This is a genomic window from Pseudomonadota bacterium (genome assembly GCA_030859565.1).
In the GTDB taxonomy this organism is placed as follows: Bacteria; Pseudomonadota; Gammaproteobacteria; order JACCXJ01; family JACCXJ01; genus USCg-Taylor.
Map to the genome: position 1 here is coordinate 1 of JALZJW010000049.1, position 24,995 is coordinate 24,995.

23 protein-coding genes are annotated in these 24,995 nt (G+C 58.3%); 7 read left to right on the forward strand and 16 right to left on the reverse strand.

Features of this window, described 5'->3' with window-relative positions; genetic code table 11:
• Positions 1-99: 99 nt before the first annotated feature.
• The 4 genes from rpmE to M3436_09145 all read right to left on the reverse strand — a co-directional run bounded on the left by rpmE (position 100) and on the right by M3436_09145 (position 2,186).
• On the reverse strand, positions 100-306 hold the full coding sequence (gene rpmE, locus M3436_09130) for a 50S ribosomal protein L31 (GenBank protein MDQ3564284.1): 207 nt from the start codon (positions 304-306) through the stop codon (positions 100-102).
• A 108-nt stretch (positions 307-414) separates the two neighbouring features.
• Positions 415-1,179 (reverse strand): exodeoxyribonuclease III, encoded by a 765-nt coding sequence (gene xth / locus M3436_09135; protein MDQ3564285.1) that lies wholly within the window; start codon positions 1,177-1,179, stop codon positions 415-417.
• Positions 1,180-1,202: 23 nt separating this feature from the next.
• Positions 1,203-1,889: a TIGR04211 family SH3 domain-containing protein gene (locus M3436_09140; protein MDQ3564286.1), complete on the reverse strand. Its 687-nt coding sequence runs from the start codon at positions 1,887-1,889 to the stop codon at positions 1,203-1,205.
• Between the two features lie 9 nt (positions 1,890-1,898).
• Complete coding sequence (locus tag M3436_09145) at positions 1,899-2,186, reverse strand: hypothetical protein (GenBank protein MDQ3564287.1); 288 nt, start codon at positions 2,184-2,186, stop codon at positions 1,899-1,901.
• Between the two features lie 216 nt (positions 2,187-2,402).
• Here M3436_09145 and bfr point away from each other — a divergent pair, with 216 nt between their 5' ends.
• Both bfr and M3436_09155 read left to right on the forward strand, forming a co-directional pair.
• Positions 2,403-2,867 carry a bacterioferritin gene (bfr, locus tag M3436_09150; GenBank protein ID MDQ3564288.1) on the forward strand — a complete coding sequence of 155 codons (465 nt, stop codon included), beginning with the start codon at positions 2,403-2,405 and terminating at the stop codon, positions 2,865-2,867.
• 289 nt (positions 2,868-3,156) lie between these two features.
• Complete coding sequence (locus M3436_09155; protein MDQ3564289.1) at positions 3,157-3,345, forward strand: (2Fe-2S)-binding protein; 189 nt, start codon at positions 3,157-3,159, stop codon at positions 3,343-3,345.
• Positions 3,346-3,529: 184 nt separating this feature from the next.
• On the opposite strand, the gene M3436_09160 is transcribed toward M3436_09155, so the two are convergent.
• On the reverse strand, positions 3,530-4,222 hold the full coding sequence (locus tag M3436_09160) for a type II secretion system GspH family protein (GenBank protein MDQ3564290.1): 693 nt from the start codon (positions 4,220-4,222) through the stop codon (positions 3,530-3,532).
• Between the two features lie 9 nt (positions 4,223-4,231).
• Positions 4,232-5,350 (reverse strand): hypothetical protein, encoded by a 1,119-nt coding sequence (locus M3436_09165; protein MDQ3564291.1) that lies wholly within the window; start codon positions 5,348-5,350, stop codon positions 4,232-4,234.
• Positions 5,351-5,630: 280 nt separating this feature from the next.
• Between M3436_09165 and M3436_09170 the strand changes: the two genes are divergently transcribed.
• Positions 5,631-5,816 (forward strand): hypothetical protein, encoded by a 186-nt coding sequence (locus M3436_09170; GenBank protein MDQ3564292.1) that lies wholly within the window; start codon positions 5,631-5,633, stop codon positions 5,814-5,816.
• 322 nt (positions 5,817-6,138) lie between these two features.
• Here the strand turns inward: M3436_09170 and M3436_09175 are convergent, their stop codons facing one another.
• From M3436_09175 to M3436_09210, 8 genes are all read right to left on the reverse strand, one after another.
• Positions 6,139-6,696: a hypothetical protein gene (locus M3436_09175; GenBank protein ID MDQ3564293.1), complete on the reverse strand. Its 558-nt coding sequence runs from the start codon at positions 6,694-6,696 to the stop codon at positions 6,139-6,141.
• A 206-nt stretch (positions 6,697-6,902) separates the two neighbouring features.
• Positions 6,903-7,523, reverse strand: a complete 621-nt coding sequence (locus M3436_09180) for a hypothetical protein (GenBank protein ID MDQ3564294.1) — start codon at positions 7,521-7,523, stop codon at positions 6,903-6,905.
• Positions 7,510-9,102 (reverse strand): hypothetical protein, encoded by a 1,593-nt coding sequence (locus tag M3436_09185; protein ID MDQ3564295.1) that lies wholly within the window; start codon positions 9,100-9,102, stop codon positions 7,510-7,512. The genes M3436_09180 and M3436_09185 overlap by 14 nt, the downstream gene beginning before the upstream one ends.
• On the reverse strand, positions 9,074-10,276 hold the full coding sequence (locus M3436_09190; GenBank protein MDQ3564296.1) for a type II secretion system F family protein: 1,203 nt from the start codon (positions 10,274-10,276) through the stop codon (positions 9,074-9,076). Before M3436_09190 ends, M3436_09185 begins: the two co-directional genes overlap by 29 nt.
• Before the next feature lie 3 nt (positions 10,277-10,279).
• Positions 10,280-11,980 (reverse strand): Flp pilus assembly complex ATPase component TadA, encoded by a 1,701-nt coding sequence (gene tadA, locus M3436_09195; protein MDQ3564297.1) that lies wholly within the window; start codon positions 11,978-11,980, stop codon positions 10,280-10,282.
• Positions 11,981-11,982: 2 nt separating this feature from the next.
• Positions 11,983-13,524 (reverse strand): tetratricopeptide repeat protein, encoded by a 1,542-nt coding sequence (locus tag M3436_09200; protein MDQ3564298.1) that lies wholly within the window; start codon positions 13,522-13,524, stop codon positions 11,983-11,985.
• An 87-nt stretch (positions 13,525-13,611) separates the two neighbouring features.
• Positions 13,612-15,255, reverse strand: a complete 1,644-nt coding sequence (mshL, locus tag M3436_09205) for a pilus (MSHA type) biogenesis protein MshL (protein MDQ3564299.1) — start codon at positions 15,253-15,255, stop codon at positions 13,612-13,614.
• A 387-nt stretch (positions 15,256-15,642) separates the two neighbouring features.
• Positions 15,643-16,125 (reverse strand): RNA pyrophosphohydrolase, encoded by a 483-nt coding sequence (locus M3436_09210; protein MDQ3564300.1) that lies wholly within the window; start codon positions 16,123-16,125, stop codon positions 15,643-15,645.
• A gap of 95 nt (positions 16,126-16,220) precedes the next feature.
• Between M3436_09210 and M3436_09215 the strand changes: the two genes are divergently transcribed.
• Positions 16,221-16,874, forward strand: coding sequence for an HAD-IB family hydrolase (locus M3436_09215; protein ID MDQ3564301.1), 654 nt, complete (start codon positions 16,221-16,223; stop codon positions 16,872-16,874).
• A 6-nt stretch (positions 16,875-16,880) separates the two neighbouring features.
• On the opposite strand, the gene M3436_09220 is transcribed toward M3436_09215, so the two are convergent.
• Positions 16,881-17,864: a malate dehydrogenase gene (locus tag M3436_09220; GenBank protein ID MDQ3564302.1), complete on the reverse strand. Its 984-nt coding sequence runs from the start codon at positions 17,862-17,864 to the stop codon at positions 16,881-16,883.
• Positions 17,865-17,880: 16 nt separating this feature from the next.
• A complete protein-coding gene (locus M3436_09225) occupies positions 17,881-19,182 on the reverse strand; it encodes a citrate synthase (GenBank protein MDQ3564303.1) in 1,302 nt (433 codons plus the stop codon).
• A 333-nt stretch (positions 19,183-19,515) separates the two neighbouring features.
• On the opposite strand from M3436_09225, the gene M3436_09230 reads away from it, so the two are divergent.
• Genes M3436_09230 through lpdA form a run of 3 tightly spaced genes read left to right on the forward strand, consistent with a single transcriptional unit; the run spans position 19,516 to position 24,994 of the window.
• Complete coding sequence (locus M3436_09230; GenBank protein MDQ3564304.1) at positions 19,516-22,335, forward strand: 2-oxoglutarate dehydrogenase E1 component; 2,820 nt, start codon at positions 19,516-19,518, stop codon at positions 22,333-22,335.
• A gap of 13 nt (positions 22,336-22,348) precedes the next feature.
• The gene (gene odhB, locus M3436_09235; GenBank protein MDQ3564305.1) at positions 22,349-23,572 is read left to right on the forward strand and encodes a 2-oxoglutarate dehydrogenase complex dihydrolipoyllysine-residue succinyltransferase; all 1,224 of its coding nucleotides are present in this window, start codon (positions 22,349-22,351) and stop codon (positions 23,570-23,572) included.
• Between the two features lie 3 nt (positions 23,573-23,575).
• Positions 23,576-24,994: a dihydrolipoyl dehydrogenase gene (lpdA, locus tag M3436_09240; GenBank protein ID MDQ3564306.1), complete on the forward strand. Its 1,419-nt coding sequence runs from the start codon at positions 23,576-23,578 to the stop codon at positions 24,992-24,994.
• Position 24,995: the final 1 nt, after the last annotated feature.

The window sequence follows — 24,995 nt, forward strand, 5'->3', positions numbered from 1 at the left end:
CCCGGAATCCACAAAAGACCCTGGATTCCCGCTTTCGCGGGAATGACGAAGGGGGTATCGACAGATTGGTGACTGTATAGGTATTTCAGAGACACTACTCTAGGAGTGCAACTTATACTTCCGCCGGAATCGATCCACACGCCCCGCGGTATCCACGAGCCTCTGCTTGCCGGTATAGAACGGGTGACAGGCGGAGCACACGTCGATATGGATGTTTTTACCGACCGTCGAGCGCGTGGCAAAGCTATTGCCACAACTACAGGTGACGGTTATCTCGCTGTATGCTGGATGAATATCGGGTTTCATGAAAGGTATCAATATAAAAAAACTAAGCAATCTTAGCGACTGAGGCGTGATCAGCGCAACGGGTTCTTGCGGTTGGCGCGGCCCTTCACTCGCGGGATCGGTGGCGAATTACCGAAACTCGGCAATGACCGGCGCGTGGTCGGAAGGCTTGGGCTGGCCGCGCAGTTCTTTGTCAATGCGGCAATCGATACAGCGCGAGGCCAGCGACTTACTCGCCAGGATGAGGTCGATGCGGAGGCCGTGATTGCGCCGATAGCTTCCGGCGCGATAGTCCCACCAGGAATAAGATCCCGCATCCTGCCGAAAAAGTCGAAACACATCCGTAAGCCCGAGCGCCGATAATCGCTGCAAGCGTTCTCGTTCCGGCGGGCTCACGAGAACATTCCCCTCCCAGGCCACGGGATCATAGACGTCCCGGTCCTCGGGTGCGATATTAAAATCCCCGAGAATGATAACGTCGTTCCCGCTCCGGACCAGCGACGCCGCGTAGAGGATGAAATGCTGCAACCACTCGAGTTTGTACGCGTATTTTTTCGATCCCACCTCGAAGCCGTTGGGAACGTAAACGTTCACGAGCGTTATTTTATCGAACACAACCGCCAGGATCCGGCGTTGCGGATCGGTCAGTCCCGGCACTTCCGTCAGGATGTCTGTACCGGTGCCGCGGCTCAGAATCGCTACGCCGTTGTAACTCTTCTGACCCGCGTAAAGCGACTGATAACCGGCCGCGAGAAAAACATCAGCCGGAAACTCGGCGTCCGGCACTTTGGTTTCCTGCAATGCCAGTAGATCGGGGCGTTCCTGGACCAGCCATGGCACGATTTGCTCGGTGCGCAAACGTACGGAGTTAACGTTCCAGGTGGCAACCTTCAGCACAGCCACAAACCTTCCCCGCGCTAAATGCGGAAACCCCCGTGGCGCCGCCGTTGCAGGTAGTCCGCGAGATAAAACCCCCATCCGGCGCCCAGGGCCAAGGCCAAGGCCGCGAAGATCAAGGGCAACTTAAACTTCGCGATGAAGGGTTCGTTTGCGGAGCTTGAGGGGGTGGCGCCGCCGCTCCGAGCGGTGAGTGCCGCCAATTGCGTGCGCAATTCCTCGGCCCGCAGGCGTTGTTCCTCAAGCGAGCGGGTGAGGGCCGCATTCTGTTCCTGCAATTTTTCGGTTTCGGACGCCTGCGGATCAGGCTCCTCCGCGCGCGAGGCGTTGGGGGCGGCCGGACCCGCGCTTGCGGTCCGCAGACGCTTCAGACGCTCCTTTAGTTTTTTGACTTCCGCCTCCAATTGCTTGTTTTGTTTGTCCAGCGCGTCCGCCACCACACGGGCTGGACGCTCAGGCATTAGGTAGACGGCATCGACCCATCCGGTGATCCCTTCGGGTCCCTTTATTTGCGCCAAGCCGGCCTCTCGCTTCAGCACTTCCAGTCTGGTCCCGGTGGGCAACACCTTGATGATCTCGCTTGCGAGATCCTTGTCTTTGTGGATACCTATGAGCAGCCGATCGATGACATAGGCCTCCTCGGCAATTAGATGCGGGGATTCCAGGGTAAGCAAGATCGCGAGGGATGTTGCGCGCAGGCGTCGCATAGCGCTCAATCAGCTTACGCCGCCAGGCCCCAGCGGTGGCTTAACCACGGCGATCTCCGCGCGCGCGGCGACCGCATGCAGATGCCGCACCGGCGCCCAGGCGCGGCTTAATCGGTCCTGTAAGTCTTCTACCGGCCGTAGCGTTCGTTCCCAGTCCGGTGACGCCGCGTTTTTTAGAAGCGATGCGAGAGCCGCACGATTCTCGGCTAGCACGGTATCGATGGCCGGTTCCACGTGACCGACATCGATGTGTTTGAACGGCGGTAGACCCGCCTCGGTCAGTAAGGGATTTTCCATTCGCTTCCCAATCGTGTGCGCTATTGCCGCTGAATATTAATCGAATGTCGCGCGATGCGACGGCCCGACGTCCTTTGATGGCAACTCTATCATAGGTTAAAAAATAACACGCCCTGCGATGGGCTTGAGGGACGAGCCGCATTGACATGCAGGGAGATGCGCTCAATATAGTGCGTGAATGACGGTACCAACCGTTCCTGTGAAGTGAGGATACCGATGAAAGGCGACGGCAAACTGATCGACTATCTCAACAAGGTCTTGAAGAACGAGCTTACTTCGATCAACCAATATTTTGTGCATGCACGCATGTTCAAGAACTGGGGGTTGCACAAGCTCAACGAGTACGAGTTTCGTGAATCCCTGGACGAGATGAAACATGCGGATCATTTGATCGAGCGGATCCTGTTCTTGGACGGCCTGCCGAACCTCCAGGACCTAGGAAAACTCATGCTCGGGGAGAACGTGAAAGAAATGCTGACCTGTGACCTTAAACTCGAGAACAACGCGATGACCCTACTGCGGGAGGCGATTCCGTGGTGTGAATCGAGCCGGGATTTCGTCTCCAGATCGCTTTTGGAAGCGATACTGCGTGGAGAAGAAGAGCACGTAGATTGGTTGGAAACCCAGCTTGAATTGATTGAGAAACTGGGGATCGAAAACTATCTATTGTCGATGTGCTAGTGGAGTGTCACAGAAACACGCCGCAGAACACAGACCCGTCATTCCGGCCAAGTCCGCGTAGCGGACGCGAGCCGGAATCCATGCGGAGCATAGGCCGGCGCTGGATTCCCGCTTCCGCGGGAATGACGGATCTGGTTTTCGACGTCGCGGTATTTTCTGGCTTATTTGAGTTACAGAGCACTAGCGTAGGTAGCGCAGAGAGACTTTAAGATCTGTTTCGAAAGTGGTTGCGAATGCTTCTCATTTGTAATAGCATTAGCATCAGCCTTGAATTGAAGAGGAAGCGAGAATGCTTGTTTGTGTCTGTCACGGGGTCAAGAATCAAGATATTGAACGCGCCATCCGAAACGGCGTGAATTCTATAAGGCAGCTTAGTGATAATCTGCATCTTGGTACGAGCTGCGGCTGCTGCGTGGATTACGCGGAAGAATACCTCAAGGACCGGCAGCTTGGCTCGTCCCTGAAGAAAGTGGCTTGATGGCTGTCAATCACGCGATCGTACAGGGTCAGCGGCCTGCCGCTGGAACGTGTGATCCTCGACCTGCATAGTGGGCGCATCGTGGGCCAGTGGGGGGTGTATGTGGTCGACGGCGCGGCGCTATTATTCTTGGCACTCGTGATCACGGGGTTGTGAATATGGGTCAAACAGACAAATAACAACCCTACGGTAGACGACCCGCTGCAACCAATCGATTCTTCAAGATATGGGGTGAAATCCACGCGACCAGGTCATCAAATTGATTCTCGGGATTTTGTCTATAGCCTGTAGAGACAAAATTTACGTCAGACGGCGGCTGGTTCTCTATTTCGTCCGCGGAGGTTGGGGCCAGACCTCCATTGGCACCGTAAGAGATGACGACGGCCGGTATGCCGTTTCCCACATTGCACTCCACGGCAGCGGCGCTGTCTTTAATACAGCCGATACCGACCGAACACAACGCTATTGTGGTTGTGGTGGACGTCGCCACGCAGCCTCCTGGCCCGACCGTCTCCGGATCCTCGTCGGCGAAATCGGGTGTAACGCCGTACTGGAACCGTCTTCCCCACGCGTCTGTCCTAGCGACTCCAAGGTCTGCCGACGGAAGAAAATCAAAAGGGGTTGAACATGAATAATTAGGGGAACCGCCCCGGTCTTCGTGACCGTCACCGTCGGTGTCCGGGCACGGCAGTCGCCCGTGTGTCACGGCGAAACCGTAAAGTGCCTCTTTTATTTCGTCGAGCAGTGCTTGCGTCTCTTGCCGATCCGCTTGTTCGATCCTTACCGATAACGGCCCAAGTAAACTGCCCAGTAACAGGGCGATCACGACTACTGCGATCGCGATTTCGATCAGCGTGAAACCGCCTTGCTTTAGCACGACTAAGGTCTATGGAGCGACGACGACCACATCGTTGAAGGTAGTGGACACTGGGACTCTTTCGAAAATATCGTCAAGAGGTGTGGCGTTTTGACCCTCCAGATAATTAGTGACAGTCCCTTTCTGATCGGCGTCGTCGCGGACTTGATCGGATGGAATATCCGGGAGAACGGCGGCTAGTTTCTTGCCTGCGACCATGACTACGGCTCGTCGATCCGACGTTGGGGAGGGCGGACTAACCGTCAGGCAGGAGTTTGGGGAGGGCCCGCAAGGGGAGGGGCTGCCCGTGGCCGGTTGATAGGCCTCCGCCACAGCGTAGAACACGTGCTCCTTCCAGTTGAGCCACCACGTTTTTGATGAAGATCTCGAAGTGATTTTACACTGGACTGGAACGGTACACGTCGCTAACTTCGGTGGCTTGCACTCGTCCGGTAGCCACGTATCCGAGGTGGGCCCGCCGATATCAGTTTTGGTCTTGCTAAACGGCTCGTCAGGCACGCGACCGAAACGCAGGTCGCGCGCATCCGACAAGATTGGAGGATCAGGCCAAGCCACGTTCGCTGCCCAGGGGTAGCGGGTATTATTTCCCGGCAGCGCTGAATAGTCCCTTAGGCACGCGAGCACCTCCCCCGCCACCCGACGCTCCAAAAGCGGCATTATGTCTTCATGGGTGATAGCCAAGATTTTATCGTTGACGATTACGTTCTGAGAAGCGTCGAAAATATCGCCTTGGATAAATCCATCCGTGGAGATCTCGTCCGCAAAATCAGCGTTGTCTTCACCGTTCTCAACGTCAATGTCGAGATAGTTCTTGGGATCGTTGCATGTTGCGCAGCTTCTATCTTGCGCCGTACCCGCATCCTGACGCTGTAGAACCCCCCCAGGGGCTAATACGATCGCGATAGCCCCACTCGGTACATTATACGGATTGCTGCCATCATGAAGAACGCCGCCGTTCGAATTTCGAACCGTGATTGTCCCTCGCGAATCGCTATTGAGGCATCCAGGAACCCCACTCGACCCGCAAGATGTCCTGTCTCGCATCTTGAAGTTGTTGGACACGGCGTACCACAGCCGCTCGCCGGTGCCGTCGCGGAGGTCCGGCAGGCCAAGGGTCCGCCACGGCAAGCGCCCGAGTCGTCTAGCCTGGTTCGACCCGAGAGAACTCCCACAGGAGATCGGAAGGGAACCCGAGGGGGGGGAGTTATCCGCATAACCGTCGTTGTTCCGGTCTGGGCATGGGAGGTCGCCGGGCCGGGGACACCGTGAGACATTCGTGCTGCATGAACTCGGGGGTATGAGGTTGGCCCCGGCCGCATACCCGATCAACGCCGCCTTCGCCTCAGCAAGCGCTTTGGCGGTCTGCGCATCCCTATGCTGCTTGGTCGCGACTTCGTTCAATCCTTTTATGAGCGCGAAAGACGCGGCGGTTACAAAGACCAACAAGAACGCAATGAGCGCGGCGCCGGACTGCTTTCTAATAGTGCGTTTTGAAAAAACGTTCACAATACTGATCCCGTCATGCCAGCGAAAGCTGGCATCCAACCGTTATCAAAAACCCCTGGATTCCAGCTTGCCCTGGAATGATAAATAAGCGATAGCCTCGCATCCACATAGGGCTTCATCGTTATCATTCATTTGAAACCGAGCCACCTATACCGTGAACTGGCATAATTTTCCTAAGCATGGATGACCCCCATATCACCGTCACCCCGGCGGAAGCCGGGGTCCACTGCGGCGCTTGAAGGCTCGGCTGGATGCCGGTTTTCACCGGCATGACGGAAGCGAAAACGTAGATTATGACCGTTGCCTGTATAGCACAAGCCTGGACGTGCGCGTTGACCGATCTCGCTAACGTCTTGGTAGCCCGCCGGTTTATGGTAGACCAGCGGTGGTTCCGCGAAACCCCGTTCTACCTACCGGGGCGATTCCGATGCCGGCGATGCGTTATCCGATGCCGTCTCGGCGTCATTTGTCTCTTGATACAAATCAACCACGCGCGAATCGGTCGGGTCGAACGTTTGCCCGGGTTTCAAACCAACCCCCACGGGGGAGTTCTGGACACGAACCGGCACGGTTTGGCCGCGGATGCCTCGGACATTCACATCGACCTGCTGCGATCCAAGGTCGCCCGTTAACGAATTGGTGCCGTTGATCCAAACGGTATTGTTGCCGCGCGACCGCGATACGAAGCCGTCCACTCTGACACTTTGAACCGGGGGCGGCTCAGGTGCGAGGGCTTCAGGCTCCAGCGGCTGCTCGGTCGGCGCTTCGGCGCGCCGGGGCTGATTGCGCAAGGTTTCGAGCATCTCCCGCTCTTCCGGTGTCGTGAACAGCCGGCCGAGATCATCCGCGCGAATGCCGAGGCTCAGGAGCCCGAGTCCGACAATCAATCCGGCGATTAAATACCCCCTCGCCCCTTTGGGGGAGAGGGCGGGGGTGAGTGGGTACGACCATGATTTTATTCCCCTCACCCTAACCCTCTCCCGCGGGGAGAGGGTACTATTTTGTTGCCGGGTTAGTAATATAATTAATCGGTTCATGGCAATACGCATTTTACTATACTGGCCACGGTCATAAATCGCCTCCTTAGGTCCCCTCTCCCTCCGGGAGAGGGCTAGGGTGAGGGGATCAAGAAAGGGCGATTTATGACCGTGCGTGGTATAACTACGCGACGGTATTAGAGATTTATCTTCTCGCCGCTCGCAAGGCTCAAGGTAAACCAAAGCAAGTCACATTCCGCCTTGACGTTTTCCGCATCGGGTTTCTCGGCGACTACATTTTGCGCCCGCTTGAGCGTACATGCCTTGACGGTATAGATCCCCGGCGCCTTCTCATCGAGATCTTGCAGCAAGGATGCGAGATCGTTCTCGTGTAACAACCCGAGATCCAGCTTCATCGTGCTGGTATTGATTTGATAAGGCCCGGGGACGAGCGGGAACGCGGGGCTGTACGCTCCGCGCGAGGTGATCTCATAACGCAGGCCGGGAAGTTTAATGGTCGCCGCGGAGTTTTTGAGGATCTCCACCCAATCCAAGCGCTTTTCTTCTCCGACAATCCCGCGCCGGTAAAGATTGACGAACCGCGGATATTGCTCTTTGATGATAAGCTCGTCCTCGTCCACGGACAGGTACTTGCGGCTTACGTCCAGAAACTTCTGGTTGTTGAGCCGATAGTCCTCCGCCATCTCGTCGCGAAAATAACCGCTGGCAATGATAAGCAAGGCGCTGATGATGAGCGCTACCACCAGCGCCGCGAGCGGCGCGCTCAACAGCGGCCATTCGATGTCAACCGTGCGCATGTTCCGCTCCGAAAACGACCCGCAACGAGAACGCTGCTTTCTCGGGTATGTTCACGTCCTTCGTATCACCGCGAATTTGGGCGCTCGAGCGGGTATCGAGCGGGAGGTTCACCGCCGTGACCGAATGGGCTTGGTACTTCAACCGCAGCACCTCGCCGAAGCGATTGATCTCATCTAAAGCGGCCCGGTAATTCCCATCGAAGGGATAGACATTGGCGGTGATCTCTGCGATTTCATAGTAACTGGGCGCTTGACCCGTGTTCGGAACGGGTGGCGTGTGCGAGGCGTCCGCGCCAGCGCCCGCTTGCGGGTCGGTGCTCACGGTCCATTGGATTTCTTCCAGCCGCAGGGTGGGGAAACCAGCGAGCGCCTGCCCGAGGGCCCCCATCCGGTTGAGCGGCGCCGCTTTGTGTTGAGTCAGCGTATCGACGATGTGCACGGCGGTCTTGATATCGGCGGGGCTGACCGCGGTGGGGGGCAGCCGTCCCTTTTCCCTATCGTAGCGGGCTTGATAGAACGTGGCTTTTTTTGCAGCATCCTGAGCCAGGTGCCTGACCGACACGCCTTCTATCAGGTTGAACCCGCTCCACAGAGCGCTGCCGAGCAAGGCGATGACGCTCGCCGCATACAGACCGGCGCGGGATTGGTGCAGCATATAGTAACGGCGTTCTTCATTCGAGGCGAAATGGTTCTTCGGTTGGGTGCGCAGCAAGAGGTGCGCGAAGATATGATCGCTAAACGGAGTGGTGAGCACTCCGTGGATCCCCAGACGCCTTGCGACATCGGCGACATCCAGCAAGTGATAACGTACCGTTTCCGTGTTGCGGCACGCTTGCTCCAACTGGTCCAACGATTCGCCATGGGCGAGGATATAGATATCGAGCGGCTGGGCTTTTAGGAGCTTCACGCTGGTGAGGTAGCGCTCGAACTTCCCCAGCTCCCCGAGGATATACGGGGCGAAGGGCACCGTGCCGAGCCTGGGCAGCTTGGCGAGCCGGCTCATCTTGAGTATCCGGTCGTTGAAAAAGGACTGCCGCAGCCCGCTCGACCCCTGCATGGTTACGAGCAGCACATCGTTGGAAGTGACCTTCATCTTGGCGAGAAGTGACGCGCTTAGAATCGGCAAGGAGTAAATGCCGGCCAACGCAATCTTGTTTTGGGTGCAAAGCCGGACCCAGGGGGTCACGATGTCCGGGTTGATAATGGCGGTGAACATCAGCTTGTCGTCGCGGCGGCCCTCCGCTTCGCGTCCTTGCATCATGACGTGGCAATATGGGGTGCCGCGGAAGAACCAGGTCTGCTTGCGCTCGATGACGGCTTGGCGGTCGGACCCGTAGAGATGAGGTATGTTTTCGTGACGGTATTCTTCTTCGACGACATCGACCATCAGATAGATGGGAACCTTCGGCGTCTCCCTCAGATAGCGTTCAAAATTGGCCAGGCCGACATCATCGACGTCGAACACGAAGGCGTCGGTAATACCTCCCTTTTCCCATTGATATACCGATACGCCATCGGAGGCGATGCAGAGGGCGCGCCGACGCGCGGAGCTAAAACTGGATCTTAGTGATGAGATCATAGATCGGGCCCAGTACCGATAAGGCTACCCAGCCTAAAAGCACTCCGAGCACCAGCGTCATCGCCGGCTGTATGATGGTCTGCAGGCGTTCGATCGACTCCCGTACGTCGCGCGTATAAAAATAGCTTACGTTTTGCAACGCGGTCTCGAGCCCCCCGGTATTCTCGCCCACCCGGAGCATCCGCACTACCAAGGCCGGAAACAAACCGGTGGCCGCAAAACTGTTGCTTAGGCCGGCGCCGTCGCTGATGTGACGGGCGGCGCTCCGAAGCGCCTCTTCGATGGCTTTGTTTCCGGCGATCTCCTCGGCCACTTTCAAACACTCCAGCACCGTGATTCCGGCAGCATACATGAGGGCAAAGTAACTGGCTATGCGCGTCAGTATAAGTTTCTTGATGATCTGCCCGAACAAGGGAATACGGAGCACGGCGGCATCGAAGGCGACATGAAACGCCGGACTGCGCTCAATCGCGATCAGGATACAACTGATTATAAGTACAGGTACCGAGACGAATACGTACCAAAACTCGACCACGGCATTGGAGGTAAAGATCAGCACCCGCGTGTGCAGCGGTAGCTCCTGTCCCATTGTCTGAACGAATTTTAGCAGTTCGGGGACTACCATAATCATCAAAAATACCAAAGCCCCCAGCGTGATCACGGCGACAAACGCCGGGTACATGAAAAGTCGCTTGGTATAGGCCGCTTGTTCGTCCTGCCACTTGAGATTTTCGATGACCTTCCGTAGGACATGGGTGAGCTGGCCCGTGGTCTCGCCGGCCTTGATGAGATTGACGAACACCGCGCTAAACACGTAAGGAAAATCCCGCATGGCTTCCGAGAGATTCTTGCCTCCTTGTATGGACTCGATCATGGCCGAGGTGATTTCCTGAAACCGGCGGTGATCGAGCGTATCGCGCAAATCCGTCAAGGCATCGAGCATCGGTACACCCGCCTCCAGGAGTTGTTCGAGGTGGAGACAGAACGTAATCAAGTCCTTGCGTTTGATACCCGCGCCCGCCGAAAAACGAGTGGCTTGAACCTCCTTGCAATTGACCAGCTCCAATCCGAGGCGGGCGAGGCGCACTTCCAGATCGATCGGGTTGAGCGCATCGAGCCGCCCTTTATTTACCCGGCCGTTGGTATCGACGGCTTTATATTGGTAGAGATCCATCGACTAAACGCGTTCGGTCAGGTCAACCACGCGCGACACCTCGTCCAGGCTCGTCGTACCATCGACGATGCGGGCGATCCCCGCCTCGGCCAGCGGCTTGAAGCCGCGGTCCATCGCGCACCGGGCGATGTCGCGCATGGTCGCTCCCCGGGCCACGAGATCATCCAAGTCCGCATCGAATTTCAGGACCTCCATGATGGCCGTTCGGCCCTTATACCCCTGCTGCTCGCAGTAGCCGCAACCGCTCGCGCGGTAGATTAGGGGCGTTGCTCCTTGCGATCCGATTAAGCGGCGCTCGACATCGGTGGGGGAGTATGGCTGCTTACATTTGGCGCAAAGTTTACGCACCAAGCGCTGCGCCATGATACCGATGATGTTGCCGGCCATGATATCGGGCCGGATCCCAAGGTCGAGGAGCCTCGGTACGGCCCCGATCGATGAATTTGTGTGCAAGGTCGAATACACCTGGTGGCCGGTCATGGCCGCGCGAAAGGTCATGGAGGCCGTATCCTCGTCGCGGATCTCCCCGACCAGAATAATGTCCGGGTCTTGCCGCAGCATCGACCGTACCCCGGTCGCGAAATCGAGCCGCACCGATTCGTTCACCGAGGTTTGGCGAATCAAAACCATGGGGTATTCCACCGGGTCCTCCAAGGTCATGATATTGGAGGATTCGGTATTGAGGTGATTCAGCAACGAATAGAGCGTTGTGGTTTTCCCGCTCCCGGTCGGTCCCGTGATGAGTATAATGCCTTCAGGGCGCGCCACCATCATACGCAGGACGTTCAACAGGTCCGGCCCCAGTCCGAGCTCCTCCAAGGGAACGAGGCCCTTCTGACGGTCGAGGACTCGCAACACGATGTTCTCGCCGTGGACCGTGGGCATCGAGGAGACCCGAAAATCGATGGGCCGGCCGGATAAGGTCAAGGAGATGCGGCCGTCCTGGGGGGCGCGCGTTTCCGCGATATCCAGGTCCGCCATCACCTTGAGGCGCACGGCGATAGCGGACCAATAGTTTTTGTGCAGACTCCTCACCTGGCGTAATACCCCGTCGATACGGTAACGGAAGCGTAAAAACCCTAGCTCGGGCTCGAAGTGGATGTCGGAAGCGCCGCGCTTGACCGCATCCGAGAGCAGCGCGTTGACCAAGCGCACGATCGGTTGACTGTAAGCCTCGCTTTCCGGGTCGAGGCTGTCGTAGTCGATTTCCCCGGTTTCGATCTCCTGTATGATGCCATCGACGGATAGCTCGAAACCATAGAATTGATCGATGGCCTTATCGACTTCGTTTTCGCCCGCCAATAGCGGGACGATGTCGACATCGCCGCCTAGCAGTGCATTCAATTGGTCCAGAGCGACGACATTAAAGGTGTCCGCCATCGCCACGGTCAAACGGTTCCGGGGGATATCGTAGGTGAGGGGAAGAACGCGGTAACGCCGGGCCATTTCCTTGGGAAGGAGCTTGATGGCTTCGCTTTCCACGACGACATTGGAGAGATCCGTGCTCTGCTGACCGAGCGCGCCGCCCACGACATCGCGGATGACGGCCTCGGTGGCGAAACCGAGACGGACTAGAATTTTGCCGAGGTGCTCCTTGCGCTTTTTCTGCTCCGTTAACGCAATCCTTACTTGATCCGCGCTGACAACCCCCTTAAGTACCAGCAGTTCCCCGATGTGGCGCGGCGGCTCCTTGGTGAGATTCACATTCAGTCACTGCTTGGCGGATGAGACAGGGTCCGTATTCTGGAGAGGACTTGGGAGGTATTGAAGTTAACCAATCGTCTGTCGGCCAGAACCAGCGCCTGGCGGTAATAACCGACGGCCGGCTTGGCCTGGCCCATCCGGTCCAGGCTGACCGCGAGATTGAATACGTAATCGGGATTCCGGGATTCGGCGCCAAAGGCTTTGAAGTAGGCTTCCTGGGCTTCGGCCCAGCGTCCCTGCCGGGCATAAAGGTTGCCCAGGCTGAAATGGATTTGTCCCGCCTGGGGGGTCTCGTCGAGCAAGAGCTTGAGCTTTGACTCGCTAAGCTCGCGGCCGGCCGCCCCTTGCAGGCCGGAAAGCGCGGCATGCGCCACGCTATCGCGCGGGTTGATCTGAAGTAGCCGTCCGTAATAGCGCTGGGCTTGCTCGGTTTGGCCATGACGCGCGGCGACCGCGGCCATTCCCAACAACGCATCGCGTTGTTCGGGTTGGCGGCTCAGCACGGTCCGATAGAGGTGTTCGGCGCGGCGGTAGTCGCCGCCCTGGTAGGCCCGATAGGCGCCGGTGATATCGGGATCGACCAGATCACTGCGGCGGCTCTTGGTGATCTTGATCGCACTCGGTTCGGCAACCATTCCCGCCACGCTGGCCGGTAAGCCCGCTCGTATTGGTGGTGGTTCAGGCTGCTGCTGCGGCGTCGTTGCGGAACGAGCCAGTGGTTCCTGTAAGCCTGCTTGGGCTTCTTCAGGCCGCGAATCTCGTTCCTGCGTCGGCTCGGCCAACCCGCCGATGGCCTCCTCGGTCGGAGTGGCTGAGATCGGGGGAGTAGGGTTGGCACTGTCGCTCACCCTGGCCGGGGTAGACACCGGCCCCGCGGGCGGAGCCTGCCGCTCAGGTCCGGACGCGCTCATTGCGGTTTGGGGCGGGTTAATGCCGCCAGCACCCGCGCTGCCTTGCTCGATCTCGCCCCAGAACCACAGCGCGCCTAATGACGCGCTCAGCACTAAAATCACCACAAGGCCTAGGCCGACCCTGCTCGTAATCGGCGTACGCTGGGTCGCTGTGAATACGGTATCCGCGGAAACCCGGGCGATCGTGTCACCCGTCCGGAACGAGCCGCTCGTAGATAAGCCCGGTTTCGGACGCGAACGGTCGAGACTCTGCGAGGAGTCAAAATAGTCCTTGAGCGACGCATTGATAGCCCGTTGCGACGGCAGAGTGGCTTCTTTGTCATAAGCGGGCGGGGGGACGTTTCCGGAGATGCTTGGCGATGATCCCGAAAGAGGCAAGCTACTATCTAGCGAAAGGTTCATTGGGTCGCCCGCTAAGGTTAAATCGGACGCCTCGCCTGCCGGTATCCGCTCATCCTGACTCGTGTCGCCGGCCGGCTCGGCACCTGCATCGGCAACGGGAAACTCGAGGCCTGGCTCATCGTGCGTGCCGGCTCCGGCTACCCCGCCAGCGGCCAGGTTCGCTTGTAAATCCTCCGCCGCCTTCTTTTTGTCTTGCTCGGCCTTTTTCAAGGCATCCATCAGTAGGCTCATATGCTAGCCCCTTGCTTCTTACCGGCCCACGGTAACGGTTCTTTCAACGACCGCAATATACGACCATTTCGCGTCAGGTTAAACGGCTTAATACAAGGTATTGGATTCGACACGCTCCTCGAGGTACGAGCGGTACCCCGCGAGATCCCCCTCGAGGCTCGGATTCCGAATCACCAACGGCCGCAGGAAGATCACCAGCTCGGACTTTTCGTAAGCGTTGGAGCGGCTCCGAAACAAGCTGTCTCCGAGCAGCGGGATGTCCGAAAGCAGCGGGATGCTGTTGGAATCCTGCTCCACCGAGTCCTGCATCAACCCGCCGAGCACGGCGATCTGGCCGTTGTTGATTTGCAGCACCGATTCCATCTCCCGCACTTGAATCACGGGAACCAAGTTCTGCAATGGCGTGTCGAGATCGCGGCTGAGCTCGGGATTGGGATCGGCCACCGTGTCGATTACCGTGGAAATGGTCGGCCGCACGTTGAGTGTCACCGCGTCGTTTTCATTGATCTGCGGCGTCACGGTCATGACCAGTCCGACCGGTACCGTCTTCGCCGTGGTGTCCACGACGGGGTCAGTCACGGCCGCCAAGGATACACTCCCAGGCTCGACGTCCACCTCGAAATAGACGAAGTTCTGAACCACCTTGAGCACCGCCGTCTGGTTGTTGAGGGTCATGATCTTGGGGCTCGAAAGCACCTTGATGTCGCCGAAGGTTCGCAGCAGTTGCACGGCGATATCGATGTTTTTGCCGCTGGCATCCAGGTCCAAATAACCCAATATGAACGAGGCTGCCGCAGCCTGCGGCACATTGCTGGACAGGGCTTGGAGGTTTGGATCGAATTGAAAACCGGAGCCGTCGTTCTGTATTACGCTCCAATCGATCCCCTGTTGGTACTGATCGTTCAAGATCACTTCGACCACGGTAGCTTCGACGAGGACTTGGCGCTGGGCATTAGCCAGCACTTTGTCTAGAAACGACTGGACGGCGGCATGCTGTTTCGATGTCGCGCGCACCGTGATGATCCCGCTCTCGGGATTGGGAATGACCGACTCGGTCACCGGTAGATCGCCCTGACCCGCGGCGCTCCCGGCGGCGGTTTCGCCGACCAGGGCTTGAATATTGCGCGTCAGGGTCAGCCAAAACCGGTTGTTGGCGGTATTGGTGATCGAGCTCGTGGAGTTATTACTGCCTCCACCGCCCGCGCCCCCGCCTCCGATGTCACTCATCCCGGTGGTTGAGATCTGAGTGGCGACGTCGATGGTGCCCTTGCTTTCGCGGGTGAGATTGACGTAATCCACCCGGTAGGTACGTAGGTACGGCCGATCCGGGCTCACGATGATGTTCTTGCCCTGGATTTCAAACCGCACGTCGGCCTGGCGCGCGATGCGGTCGAGGATCTGGGGCAGGGTCTGGTCGATCGCGTTCAGGGTCACGATCCCCTCGATCCCGGGATCGATATCAACGTTCACTTGCGCATCCCGCGCCAGCGCGAACAACAACTCCTTGACCGGCACCTCATTCACCACGACCGTGTATTTCTCGAGATCGGGCGCCGGCTCGGGTCGAGGCAGCAACGGGACTTTGTCCACGACCGGCGGAATGTCTTGCGTTTGGCGGTTGTCCTCCACGCGCAGGTGCCCGCCCGACGGGACCGGAGGCGGCGGAACGAGGGCGCTGCAAGCCATGAGGCTCGCGAGGCCGGTGAGGGCGACTATTCCCCGAATACTCATAATGTTACCCCCTCGAACCCGAGTTCGAGTTCTCGCTGGCAAGTTTTAATGAACGAGAATCTTTTTTATAAGCATAACGTTAGTGTAATGTTTTTAGAACAAATATTAAATAGCTTCGCCGCGCGCCGCGGTGCGGCTAGTAAAGATGCAAGACGCCCCCTTTTCAACTGTCGCCCCGGCGAAAGCCAGGGCCAGGGGCTCGTACGAGCGCCAGCCAAAGGCTGGCCGGGGCCGAAGTCGGCCCTGCTTGGCGCGCCGAGGACGCAGAGCCGGGGTCCAGTGGGCGTAGCAGCTCATCCTGGATGCCGGCTTTCGCCGGCATGACGTCAGGAAAAGCGCAAGTTATGTCCGTTGTTGGTATAGCGCATGACGGGCGTGCCGAACCTATCAATCGTTGCCGGCGAAGACTAAAGGCGCCAGTTCCGTCAATGCTTTTTCGTAGACGGAGCGTTTAAAAAATACGACCTCTTGTAGGGGATGCCAATAATGCACCCATTGCCAGCGATCGAATTCCGGGCGTGGAGCCGCATCCAGGTGTACGTCCGTCTCCGTGCCAATGAGCCGTAACATGAACCAGATCTGTTTTTGGCCGATGCACACAGGCCTCTTATCGTAGCGGACATAGCGTTTAGGGAGCCGGTAGCGCAACCACGCGCGGGTACATCCGGCGAGCTCCACATGCTCGGGCTCCAGGCCCACCTCTTCCTTGAGCTCTCGAAACATGGCCATCTGGGGGGTTTCGTGGCGCTTAATGCCGCCTTGGGGAAACTGCCAGGCGTCCATGCCCACGCGCCGCGCCCAAAAGACCTGAGCGTCGCGATTGCTTAGAATGATTCCGACATTTAACCTAAAACCGCGAGCGTCTATCATGACTCACCGCCAACATCCGATTGAATTCGTCCGTAAATTCGCAAGCTTACACTTTGCTGGAAATTCTAACACACTTAGTTCCTTAGTCGCAGGGAATGACTTTAGCAATTTTCGATCTCGATAACACGCTCATCGGCGGCGACAGCGACACACTCTGGGGACAATTCTTGACCGAGGAAGGAATCGTTCAAAAAGACGACTATGAGCGCCGCCATGAACAGTATTACCGGGATTACTCGAACGGCGCGCTGGATATCTTCGCGTTTCTGGGTTTTCAGTTGGAAATTTTGGCCCAGCATGATGCCGATACGCTGCGCGCGTGGCGCGGAAAATATATCGAACGAAAAATCAAGCCGATCATGCTTCCGAAGGCGCGGGCGTTATTGCATACTCACCGCGCCAAGGGTGACACGCTGCTCATCGTCACCGCCACCAATCGATTTCTCACCGAGCCCATCGCCGCATTACTGGACGTCGAGCATCTCATCGCGACCGAGCCGGAGATCATCGACGGACGCTACTCCGGCCGTGTGTGCGGAACGCCGGCCTTTGCCGCCGGCAAGGTGACGCGCTTATCCGACTGGCTGGTTAAACAGGGGGAAAGCTATGCCGAGACCTGGTTCTACAGCGATTCCCACAACGACTTGCCGCTGCTGCATGCGGTCACGCATCCCGTCGCGGTGGATCCGGACGCTACGCTGGCGCAGGCCGCAAGCATCAATCGCTGGCCGGTGATTAGCTTGCGTTAACTTGCGTCAACCGGCCAAAAGCTTCTCGACCGCGTCCCGTTCTTCTTCCAGTTCCTTGCGGGTGATCTCCATACGCGCGCGGCTAAACTCATCGATGCCGAGCCCCTGGACAATGCGGTAGCCGCCGTCCTGGGTGATCACCGGGAAGGAATAGATCAAACCGGGCGCAATGCCATAGCTCCCGTCACTCGCAACCGCCATGCTGGTCCAATCATCCGACGGGGTTCCCATCACCCAATCGCGCATGTGCTCGATGGCCGCGTTCGCCGCCGATGCCGCGCTTGAGGCGCCGCGGGCGGCGATAATCTCCGCTCCCCGTTTCGCGACCCGCGGAATGAATTCGTCCGCAAACCAGCGCTCCTCTATCGCGTCCTTGGCCGGCCGGCCGCGAATCAAGGTGTGGCTGACGTCGGGATACTGGGTGGTCGAGTGATTCCCCCAAATGGTCAGTTTCCTGATATCCGTGACCTTGCAGCCGGCCTTTTGCGCCAACTGGACGATGGCCCGATTGTGATCCAAGCGCGTCAGCGCGGAGAAGTTCTTCGCATCGATGTCCGGAGCGCTGCGCATTGCCGTTAAAGCGTTGGTGTTCGCTGGATTACCGACCACCAATACCTTGACCTCTCGCTCTGCGTGTTCATTGAGGGCCCGGCCTTGGATCTGGAAGATCCCCGCGTTCGCGGCGAGCAGATCGCTGCGCTCCATGCCGGGACCGCGGGGTCTGGCGCCCACGAGCAATGCATAGGCGGTTTCCCGAAACGCGATCTTGGGATCGTCGGTAATGATGACGTCATCGAGGAGCGGAAACGCGCAGTCCAAGAGCTCCATCGCGACGCCTTCCAGCACCTTCAAGGCGGGCGTGATGTCCAGCAACCGCAAGCATACCGGCTGGTTCCGTCCCAGCATCTCTCCGGCGGCGATACGAAACAGCAATGCGTAACCGATCTGGCCGGCGGCCCCAGTGACCGTGATTTGAACGGGTTGCGTCATTGGCTCTCTCGCTTCCTTAGATTCTTTTTGCGACCGGCACATAGTCCCTGGTTTCGGAACCGATATAGATCTGGCGGGGACGTCCGATGCGGAAATCCGCATCCGTGATCATCTCCATCCACTGCGCCAGCCATCCGGCGGTCCGCGCTATGGCAAACAACACCGTGTACATACGCGTCGGTATTTCGAGCGCCTTGAGAATGATCCCGGAATAAAAGTCCACGTTCGGGTAGAGTTTCCTCTCGATAAAATAGTCATCTTCCAGCGCGATGCGCTCCAGCTCCATGGCGATATCGAGCATAGGCCGATGCGCGCCCGCGCCCATGGCGTCGAGGACGGTGTGACACGCCTTGCGGATAATCGCCGCGCGCGGGTCATAATTCTTGTAGACGCGATGCCCGAATCCCATCAATCGATACGATCCGTCCTTGTCCTTGGCGCGATCGACATACTTTCGTACGTTTTTAATATCCTGGATCTCTTCGAGCATATGCACGACCGCCTCGTTCGCGCCTCCATGTGCACGCCCCCACAAGGTCGCGATGCCCGCCGCGATACAGGTATAGGGGTTGCTCTCGGTGCTCCCCGCGAGCCGGACCGCGGAGGTGCTGGCGTTTTGCTCATGATCGGCGTGGAGGATGAAGAGCAGATCCAAGGCGTATATCGCGACCGGATTGGCGATAAAAGGTTCCGAGGGCCGCGCGAACATCATGTGCATGAAGTTCTCGATGTACCCCAGGGCGTTGTTGGGATACACGAAAGGCTGGCCGACGCCATACTTGTAACACTTGGAAGCGATGTTCGGCATCTTCGCCAGGATACGGCGAGCGGTGGCATCGCGGTCACCCTGGTCGTAAATGTCCATCAAATCGTGGTAATACGAAGCCATCGCGCCCATCATGCCGACCATGATCGACATCGGATGTGCGTCGTAGCGGTAACCGCCGTAAGACTTGATCAGGTGCTCGTGCACCATGCTGTGCTCTTTGATGGACGAATCGAGTTCCGCCATTTGCCGGGCCGTCGGCAGTTCGCCATAAATCAACAGGTACGCTACTTCTAGGAAGTAGCTTTGCTCGGCCAATTGCTCAATCGGGTAGCCGCGGTACAACAACATCCCCTTGTCGCCGTCAAGGAAAGTAATCGCGCTACGGCAGCTTGCGGTCGTGACAAACCCGGGGTCCAAGGTAAACATCCCAAGCTCGCTGTAAAGGCGCTTGGTATCGATGACGGCAGGCCCGTAAGTGCCGCGATAGACCGGACATTCGATCGTTTTACCGGTAGTATTGTCCGTTATCGTTACCGTGTCGGGTGTCATCGAATTATCCTTAGGCCGCGGATTCGCGTATGCGTTTCCAGGTTTCACCATAAGCCTTATACCTCAATGGGCCCCTCTGCACGGTAAGCATAACGTTATTTTGCGCGGCGCAGCAAGTAGCGTCTTGGCAGCCGCCGTGGCCGGACCGAATCATGGCAGCGGCTAAAACTCTTGGCCCATCCTTAGCTATTGGGTATTATTGCGGCGCACATTAGGGCTGCCGTGATAAGGGAACCGATCCCATGACCGCTTCGTTACCGTCATCATCGTCTCACGCGGGCGCACGGCGATTCCCGTGCATGAGGAAACCGCCGCGTTTAATATCGATAAGTCATGAAGCAGCGCAGAGCTACGGCATTACATAGCGGAAACGCCGAGTTTATTGACTCGTTGTATGAGCAATTCATGCGCAGTCCGGACGCGATCGATGCGCATTGGCGGTCGGTATTCGAAGATCTAACGCCCGGCGCCGAGCAAGCAGAGCCGGTAGGCGATGGGTCCGCGCTGGCGCCGGAGCGGACCGAAGCCCTATCGGACGCCGATCTCGAAGCCCGGATCCAAAAACAAATCGCGGTCTTACAACTCATTAACGCTTACCGATTTCGAGGCCACCGGCAAGCCGATCTCGACCCCTTGCGCCAAATTGAGCGTCCGATCGTCGCGGAGCTCAATCCCGCCTTTCATGGGCTGAGCGAACGCGACTTTGGCGTTAGCTATAGCACGGGATCGCTTTTTGGCGCCGAGTATGCCGCCTTCGGCGAGATCCTACGCCGGGTCCGGACAACGTACTGCCGCACGATCGGCGCCGAATACATGCATATTAACGCCACCAACCAAAAACGCTGGCTGCAGCAACGCTTGGAACTGGACTGCGCCATGCCCGGTTTCGACCCGCCAAGAAAGCGGCGGATCCTGGAACGGCTCGTGGCCGCCACCACGCTGGAAGAATATCTGCACCGAAAATACGTGGGGCAGAAACGCTTCTCCCTTGAGGGCGGCGAAAGTGCGATCCCCTTACTCGACGAATTGGTACAGAGCGGCGGCGAGGGCGGGATCAAGGGAGTCGTCATCGGGATGGCGCATCGCGGGCGATTAAACGTGCTGGTCAACATTGTCGGCAAGCATCCCGCGGAACTATTCGAGGAGTTCGAAGGCAAGGGCGGGAACGCCGCCGGTTCGGGTGATGTTAAATACCATCTGGGCTACTCCTCCGATATCGCCACTCCGGGGGGCACGGTTCACCTGACGCTCGCGTTTAATCCCTCGCACTTGGAAATCATTAACCCGGTCGTTCAAGGATCGGTACGGGCACGCCAAGACCGGCGCCGCGATAGAAACCGGGACACGGTATTGCCCATCCTGATGCACGGGGATGCGGCGTTTGCCGGCCAAGGGGTGGTGATGGAGACGCTCAACCTATCGCAGACGCGCGGATATACCACGGGCGGCACCATTCACGTGATCATCAATAACCAAATCGGCTTCACCACCAGCGATCCGCTGGATGCACGCTCAACCTTATATTGCACCGACGTGGCGAAGATGATCCAAGCGCCGATCTTGCATGTCAACGGCGATGATCCCGAGGCCGTCGTAATGCTCGCGCGGCTGGCGCTCGATTACCGAATGGAGTTCAACAAAGACATTGTCATCGATTTGGTCTGCTACCGCAGGCATGGCCATAGCGAAGCCGATGAGCCGCTGGCGACTCAGCCCATCATGTACCAAAAGATCCGGCACCATCCTAGCGTCGTCAGGATCTATTCGGAAAAGCTGCAACAGGAAGGTCTCATCCAAGAAAACGAAGCGGAGTCGATGGCCCGGTCTTACATCGATTCGCTTGAGGGCGATCAGATCGTTGCGGGGCCGGTCGTATACGACATCAGGAACGAACTTAGGGTCAGTTTCACCGCATACCACGGTACCCATTGGGACGCGCCTTGTGAAACCGCGCTCGCGCTGGAACGCGTGCAGGCGCTTAGCGAACGCTTCACGAGCATCCCCAAGGATATCCAGTTGCACCGCAGTGTAGAGCGCATCATCGAGCAACGCCGCCAGATGGGGCAGGGGCATGCGCCGATCGACTGGGGATACGCGGAAACTCTCGCCTATGCCAGTTTAATCGATGAAGGTTATCCCGTCCGGCTGGCGGGGCAGGACAGCGAGCGCGGGACGTTTTTTCACCGGCATGCGGTCTTGCACGATCAACAAACCGGTGAAGGCTACGCCCCTCTGCACCATGTCAAAGAGGATCAGGCGCGATTCATGGTGATCAATTCGATCTTGTCCGAGGAGGCGGTTTTGGGCTTCGAATACGGGTACAGCAGTTCGGAACCCGATGCCTTGGTGATCTGGGAGGCGCAATTCGGCGATTTCGCCAATGGCGCTCAAGTCGTCATCGATCAATTCATCACCTCCTGCGAGTCCAAATGGAGCCGTTACAGCGGCCTAGTCATGTTGTTGCCCCATGGATACGACGGCCAAGGCCCCGAGCATTCCTCGGCACGCCTCGAACGGTACTTACAGCTCTGCGCCGAGGAAAATATACAGGTATGCGTTCCGAGCACGCCCGCGCAGATGTTTCATATGTTAAGAAGGCAGGCGCTCCGCCCCTACAAGAAACCCTTGGTCGTCATGAGCCCGAAAAGCCTGCTCAGGCATAAGCTCTCGACGTCGACCCTGGCGGATATCACCGACACCGAAGGTGGCTTTCAGGTCGTTATCGACGAGATCGATCCGATCGATGGGGGGTCGGTAGATCGTGTGCTGATATGTGGCGGAAAGATTTATTTCGATCTCTTGGAAGCCCGGCGGGCGAACAAAATCAAAGACATCGCAATCGTCCGACTAGAGCAATTGTATCCGTTTCCAACCCAAGGACTGGACGCCGTGCTGGCGCGCTATCCGAACGCGCTCGAAATCATTTGGGTGCAGGAAGAGCCGCGCAACCAAGGGGCTTGGATCTACTTGCTGTCCCGCCTGCATCTCTTCGGCCGCTTGCACGAACCGCAGCAACTGAGGCTCGTGGCGCGCCCGTACTCCGCTTCGCCGGCGGTGGGTTATAGCTCGAAACACCTCGAGCAGCAGCAGGCCTTGGTCAGCGAAGCCTTGAAGTTGAATCAGTTTGCCGTCGCGCAGCAGAAGACTGCGTAAAGCATTAACCCTCATGCTCCTAGAGATCAAGGTTCCGGTACTGGCCGAATCGATCGCCGATGCGCGCGTGCTCGAGTGGCATAAGCAACCGGGCGATCGGATCGGGCGCGGCGAGCACCTGACCGATCTTGAGACGGACAAGGTGACATTGGAGATCACCGCCCCGGAAGCGGGAATGCTCAAGGAGGTCTACAAAAAAGCAGGTGAGACGGCATTGAGTCAAGAAGTTTTGGCGGTCATCGATACCGCTCACCAAGCCGAGCCACCCGCGGATAAAGAGTTCAGCACGCCCAAAGCGGCTGCCGTGCCTAGGCGCGTAAGCGAGGAGGCGCCTTCCGAGGACGTGACTGCGCTCAGCCCGGCCGTCCGCAGGCTGGTCACGGAGCACGCCCTCGATCCTAAGACCATTCCGGCGCGCGGGAAAAGCGGCCGGATCACCAAGCAAGACGTGCTCACTTATATTGAAGCCAAAGATACCGGGCTGGTTCCACCGCCCGACGAGCAGAAAGATGCGCCTGCGGACTCCGACACGGGTCAGCGTCCCACGAAGCGCGTCGCCATGAGCCGCTTGCGCTTGCGCGTTGCCGAGCGCCTCTTGGCGGCGCAACGCGAGAACGCGATCCTGACCACGTTCAATGAAATCAACATGCAGCCGGTCATGGCGCTGCGGGAGCGTTATCGCTCGGCGTTCGAGTCACGTCATGGCGCGCGCTTGGGGTTCATGGGCTTTTTCTGCAAGGCGGCGGTGTCGGCGTTGAAAAAGTTTCCGATTGTCAATGCTTCCATCGACAGTTCCGATGTCGTGTACCATGACTACTACGACCTCGGGATCGCGGTCAGCTCGGAGCGTGGACTCGTGGTCCCCGTGCTTCGCGACGTTGACCGTCTGGGCTTCGCGCAAATAGAAATCGCGGTCAAGGAATTCGGCGACAAGGCGCGGGATGCGAAGCTCGGCATCGACGAGCTTACCGGCGGCACCTTCACCATCACCAACGGAGGCGTGTTCGGTTCCCTCCTTTCGACGCCTATTATCAACCCGCCCCAGAGCGCGATCCTCGGCATGCACCGGATCCAAGACCGGCCCGTGGCGGAAGAGGGGCAAGTGGTGATCCGCCCGATGATGTACGTCGCATTGTCCTACGATCACCGTATCATCGACGGACGCGAGGCCGTGCAGTTTCTGGTCACGATCAAACAGCACATCGAAGATCCGGCGCGGATCCTAATCGAGGTCTAGGGCGTGGACCGATACGACGTCGTGGTGGTAGGTGGCGGTCCCGGCGGTTATGTCGCGGCTATCCGCGCCGCCCAGCTCGGTTTTACAACCGCTTGCATCGACGCGTGGGTCGATGCCGCCGGTAAACCCGCCTTGGGCGGCGTGTGCCTGAATGTCGGTTGCATTCCTTCCAAGGCGCTCTTGGATTCCTCCCACCTCTACGAAACGATTGCCCGTCATACCAAGGATCACGGGATCGCGGTCAGCGGGCTCAGCCTCGACCTCCCGTCGATGATGCTCCGCAAGGATAAAGTCGTACGTACCTTGACCCAGGGCATCGCCGGGCTGTTTAAGAAAAACAATGTAGCGTGGCACGCGGGACAGGCGCGCCTGCTGGGCGACATGCGCGTCTCAGTGACCGAACGCACGCCCGCCGAAGCGTCCGTGATCACGGCCTCGCATATTATCATCGCCACCGGTTCGGTACCCGCCGCGCTGCCCGGCATCGAGATCGATAACGAGTTGATTTGCGATTCGACCGCGGCGCTAGCATTTTCGGAAGTCCCGAGGCGCTTGGGCATCATCGGCGCCGGCGCAATCGGGCTTGAGCTTGGAAGCGTGTGGCGGCGTCTTGGCTCGGAGGTCGTTATCTTGGAGGCATTGAGCGAGTTTCTGCCGGGCACGGATTTCGAGATCGCGCAGGCCACCGCGAAAGAACTGGCGCGGCAAGATCTGGCGATCCGGTTAGGCTGCACCGTGACCGGCGTGACCGTGAACGGGACGGACCTTCGCGTTGAGTACCAAAAGGACCAAGGGCAGCACGATCTGGCCGTGGACAGATTGATCGTCGCGGTCGGACGGCGCCCGAATACCGACGAACTCGGTCTCCTGGAATGCGGGATTAATCTCGATGGGCGCGGCTTCGTCGAGGTTGATGATCAGTGCCGCACAAACCTGAGAGACGTGTTCGCCATCGGCGATGTCATTGGCGGCCCGATGCTGGCCCATAAGGCCTCCGAGGAGGGTATGGCGGTGGCGGAAACCATCGCGGGTCACGCCACCGAGGTGAATTACGCTTGTGTCCCATCGATCATTTATACCTGGCCGGAGGTGGCTTGGGTGGGTCAAACAGAGCAGTCGTTAAAGACGAATGGCACCCCGTTTCGGCGCGGGGTGTTTCCGTTCCTAGCGAGCGGACGGGCCCGTGCCATGGGCGAGACCGCGGGGCTGGTCAAAATCCTGGGCGATGCCGAAAGCGATGCCTTGCTTGGGGTGCATATCTTCGGGCCGAACGCCTCGGAATTAATCAGCGAGGCGGTGATCGCGATGGAATTCGGCGCCAGCACCGAAGATCTTGCACGCGCGATCCACGCTCATCCGACGCTCGCGGAAGCCATGCACGTAGCCGCGCTCGCCGTGGATAAACGCACGATAAATCTATAAC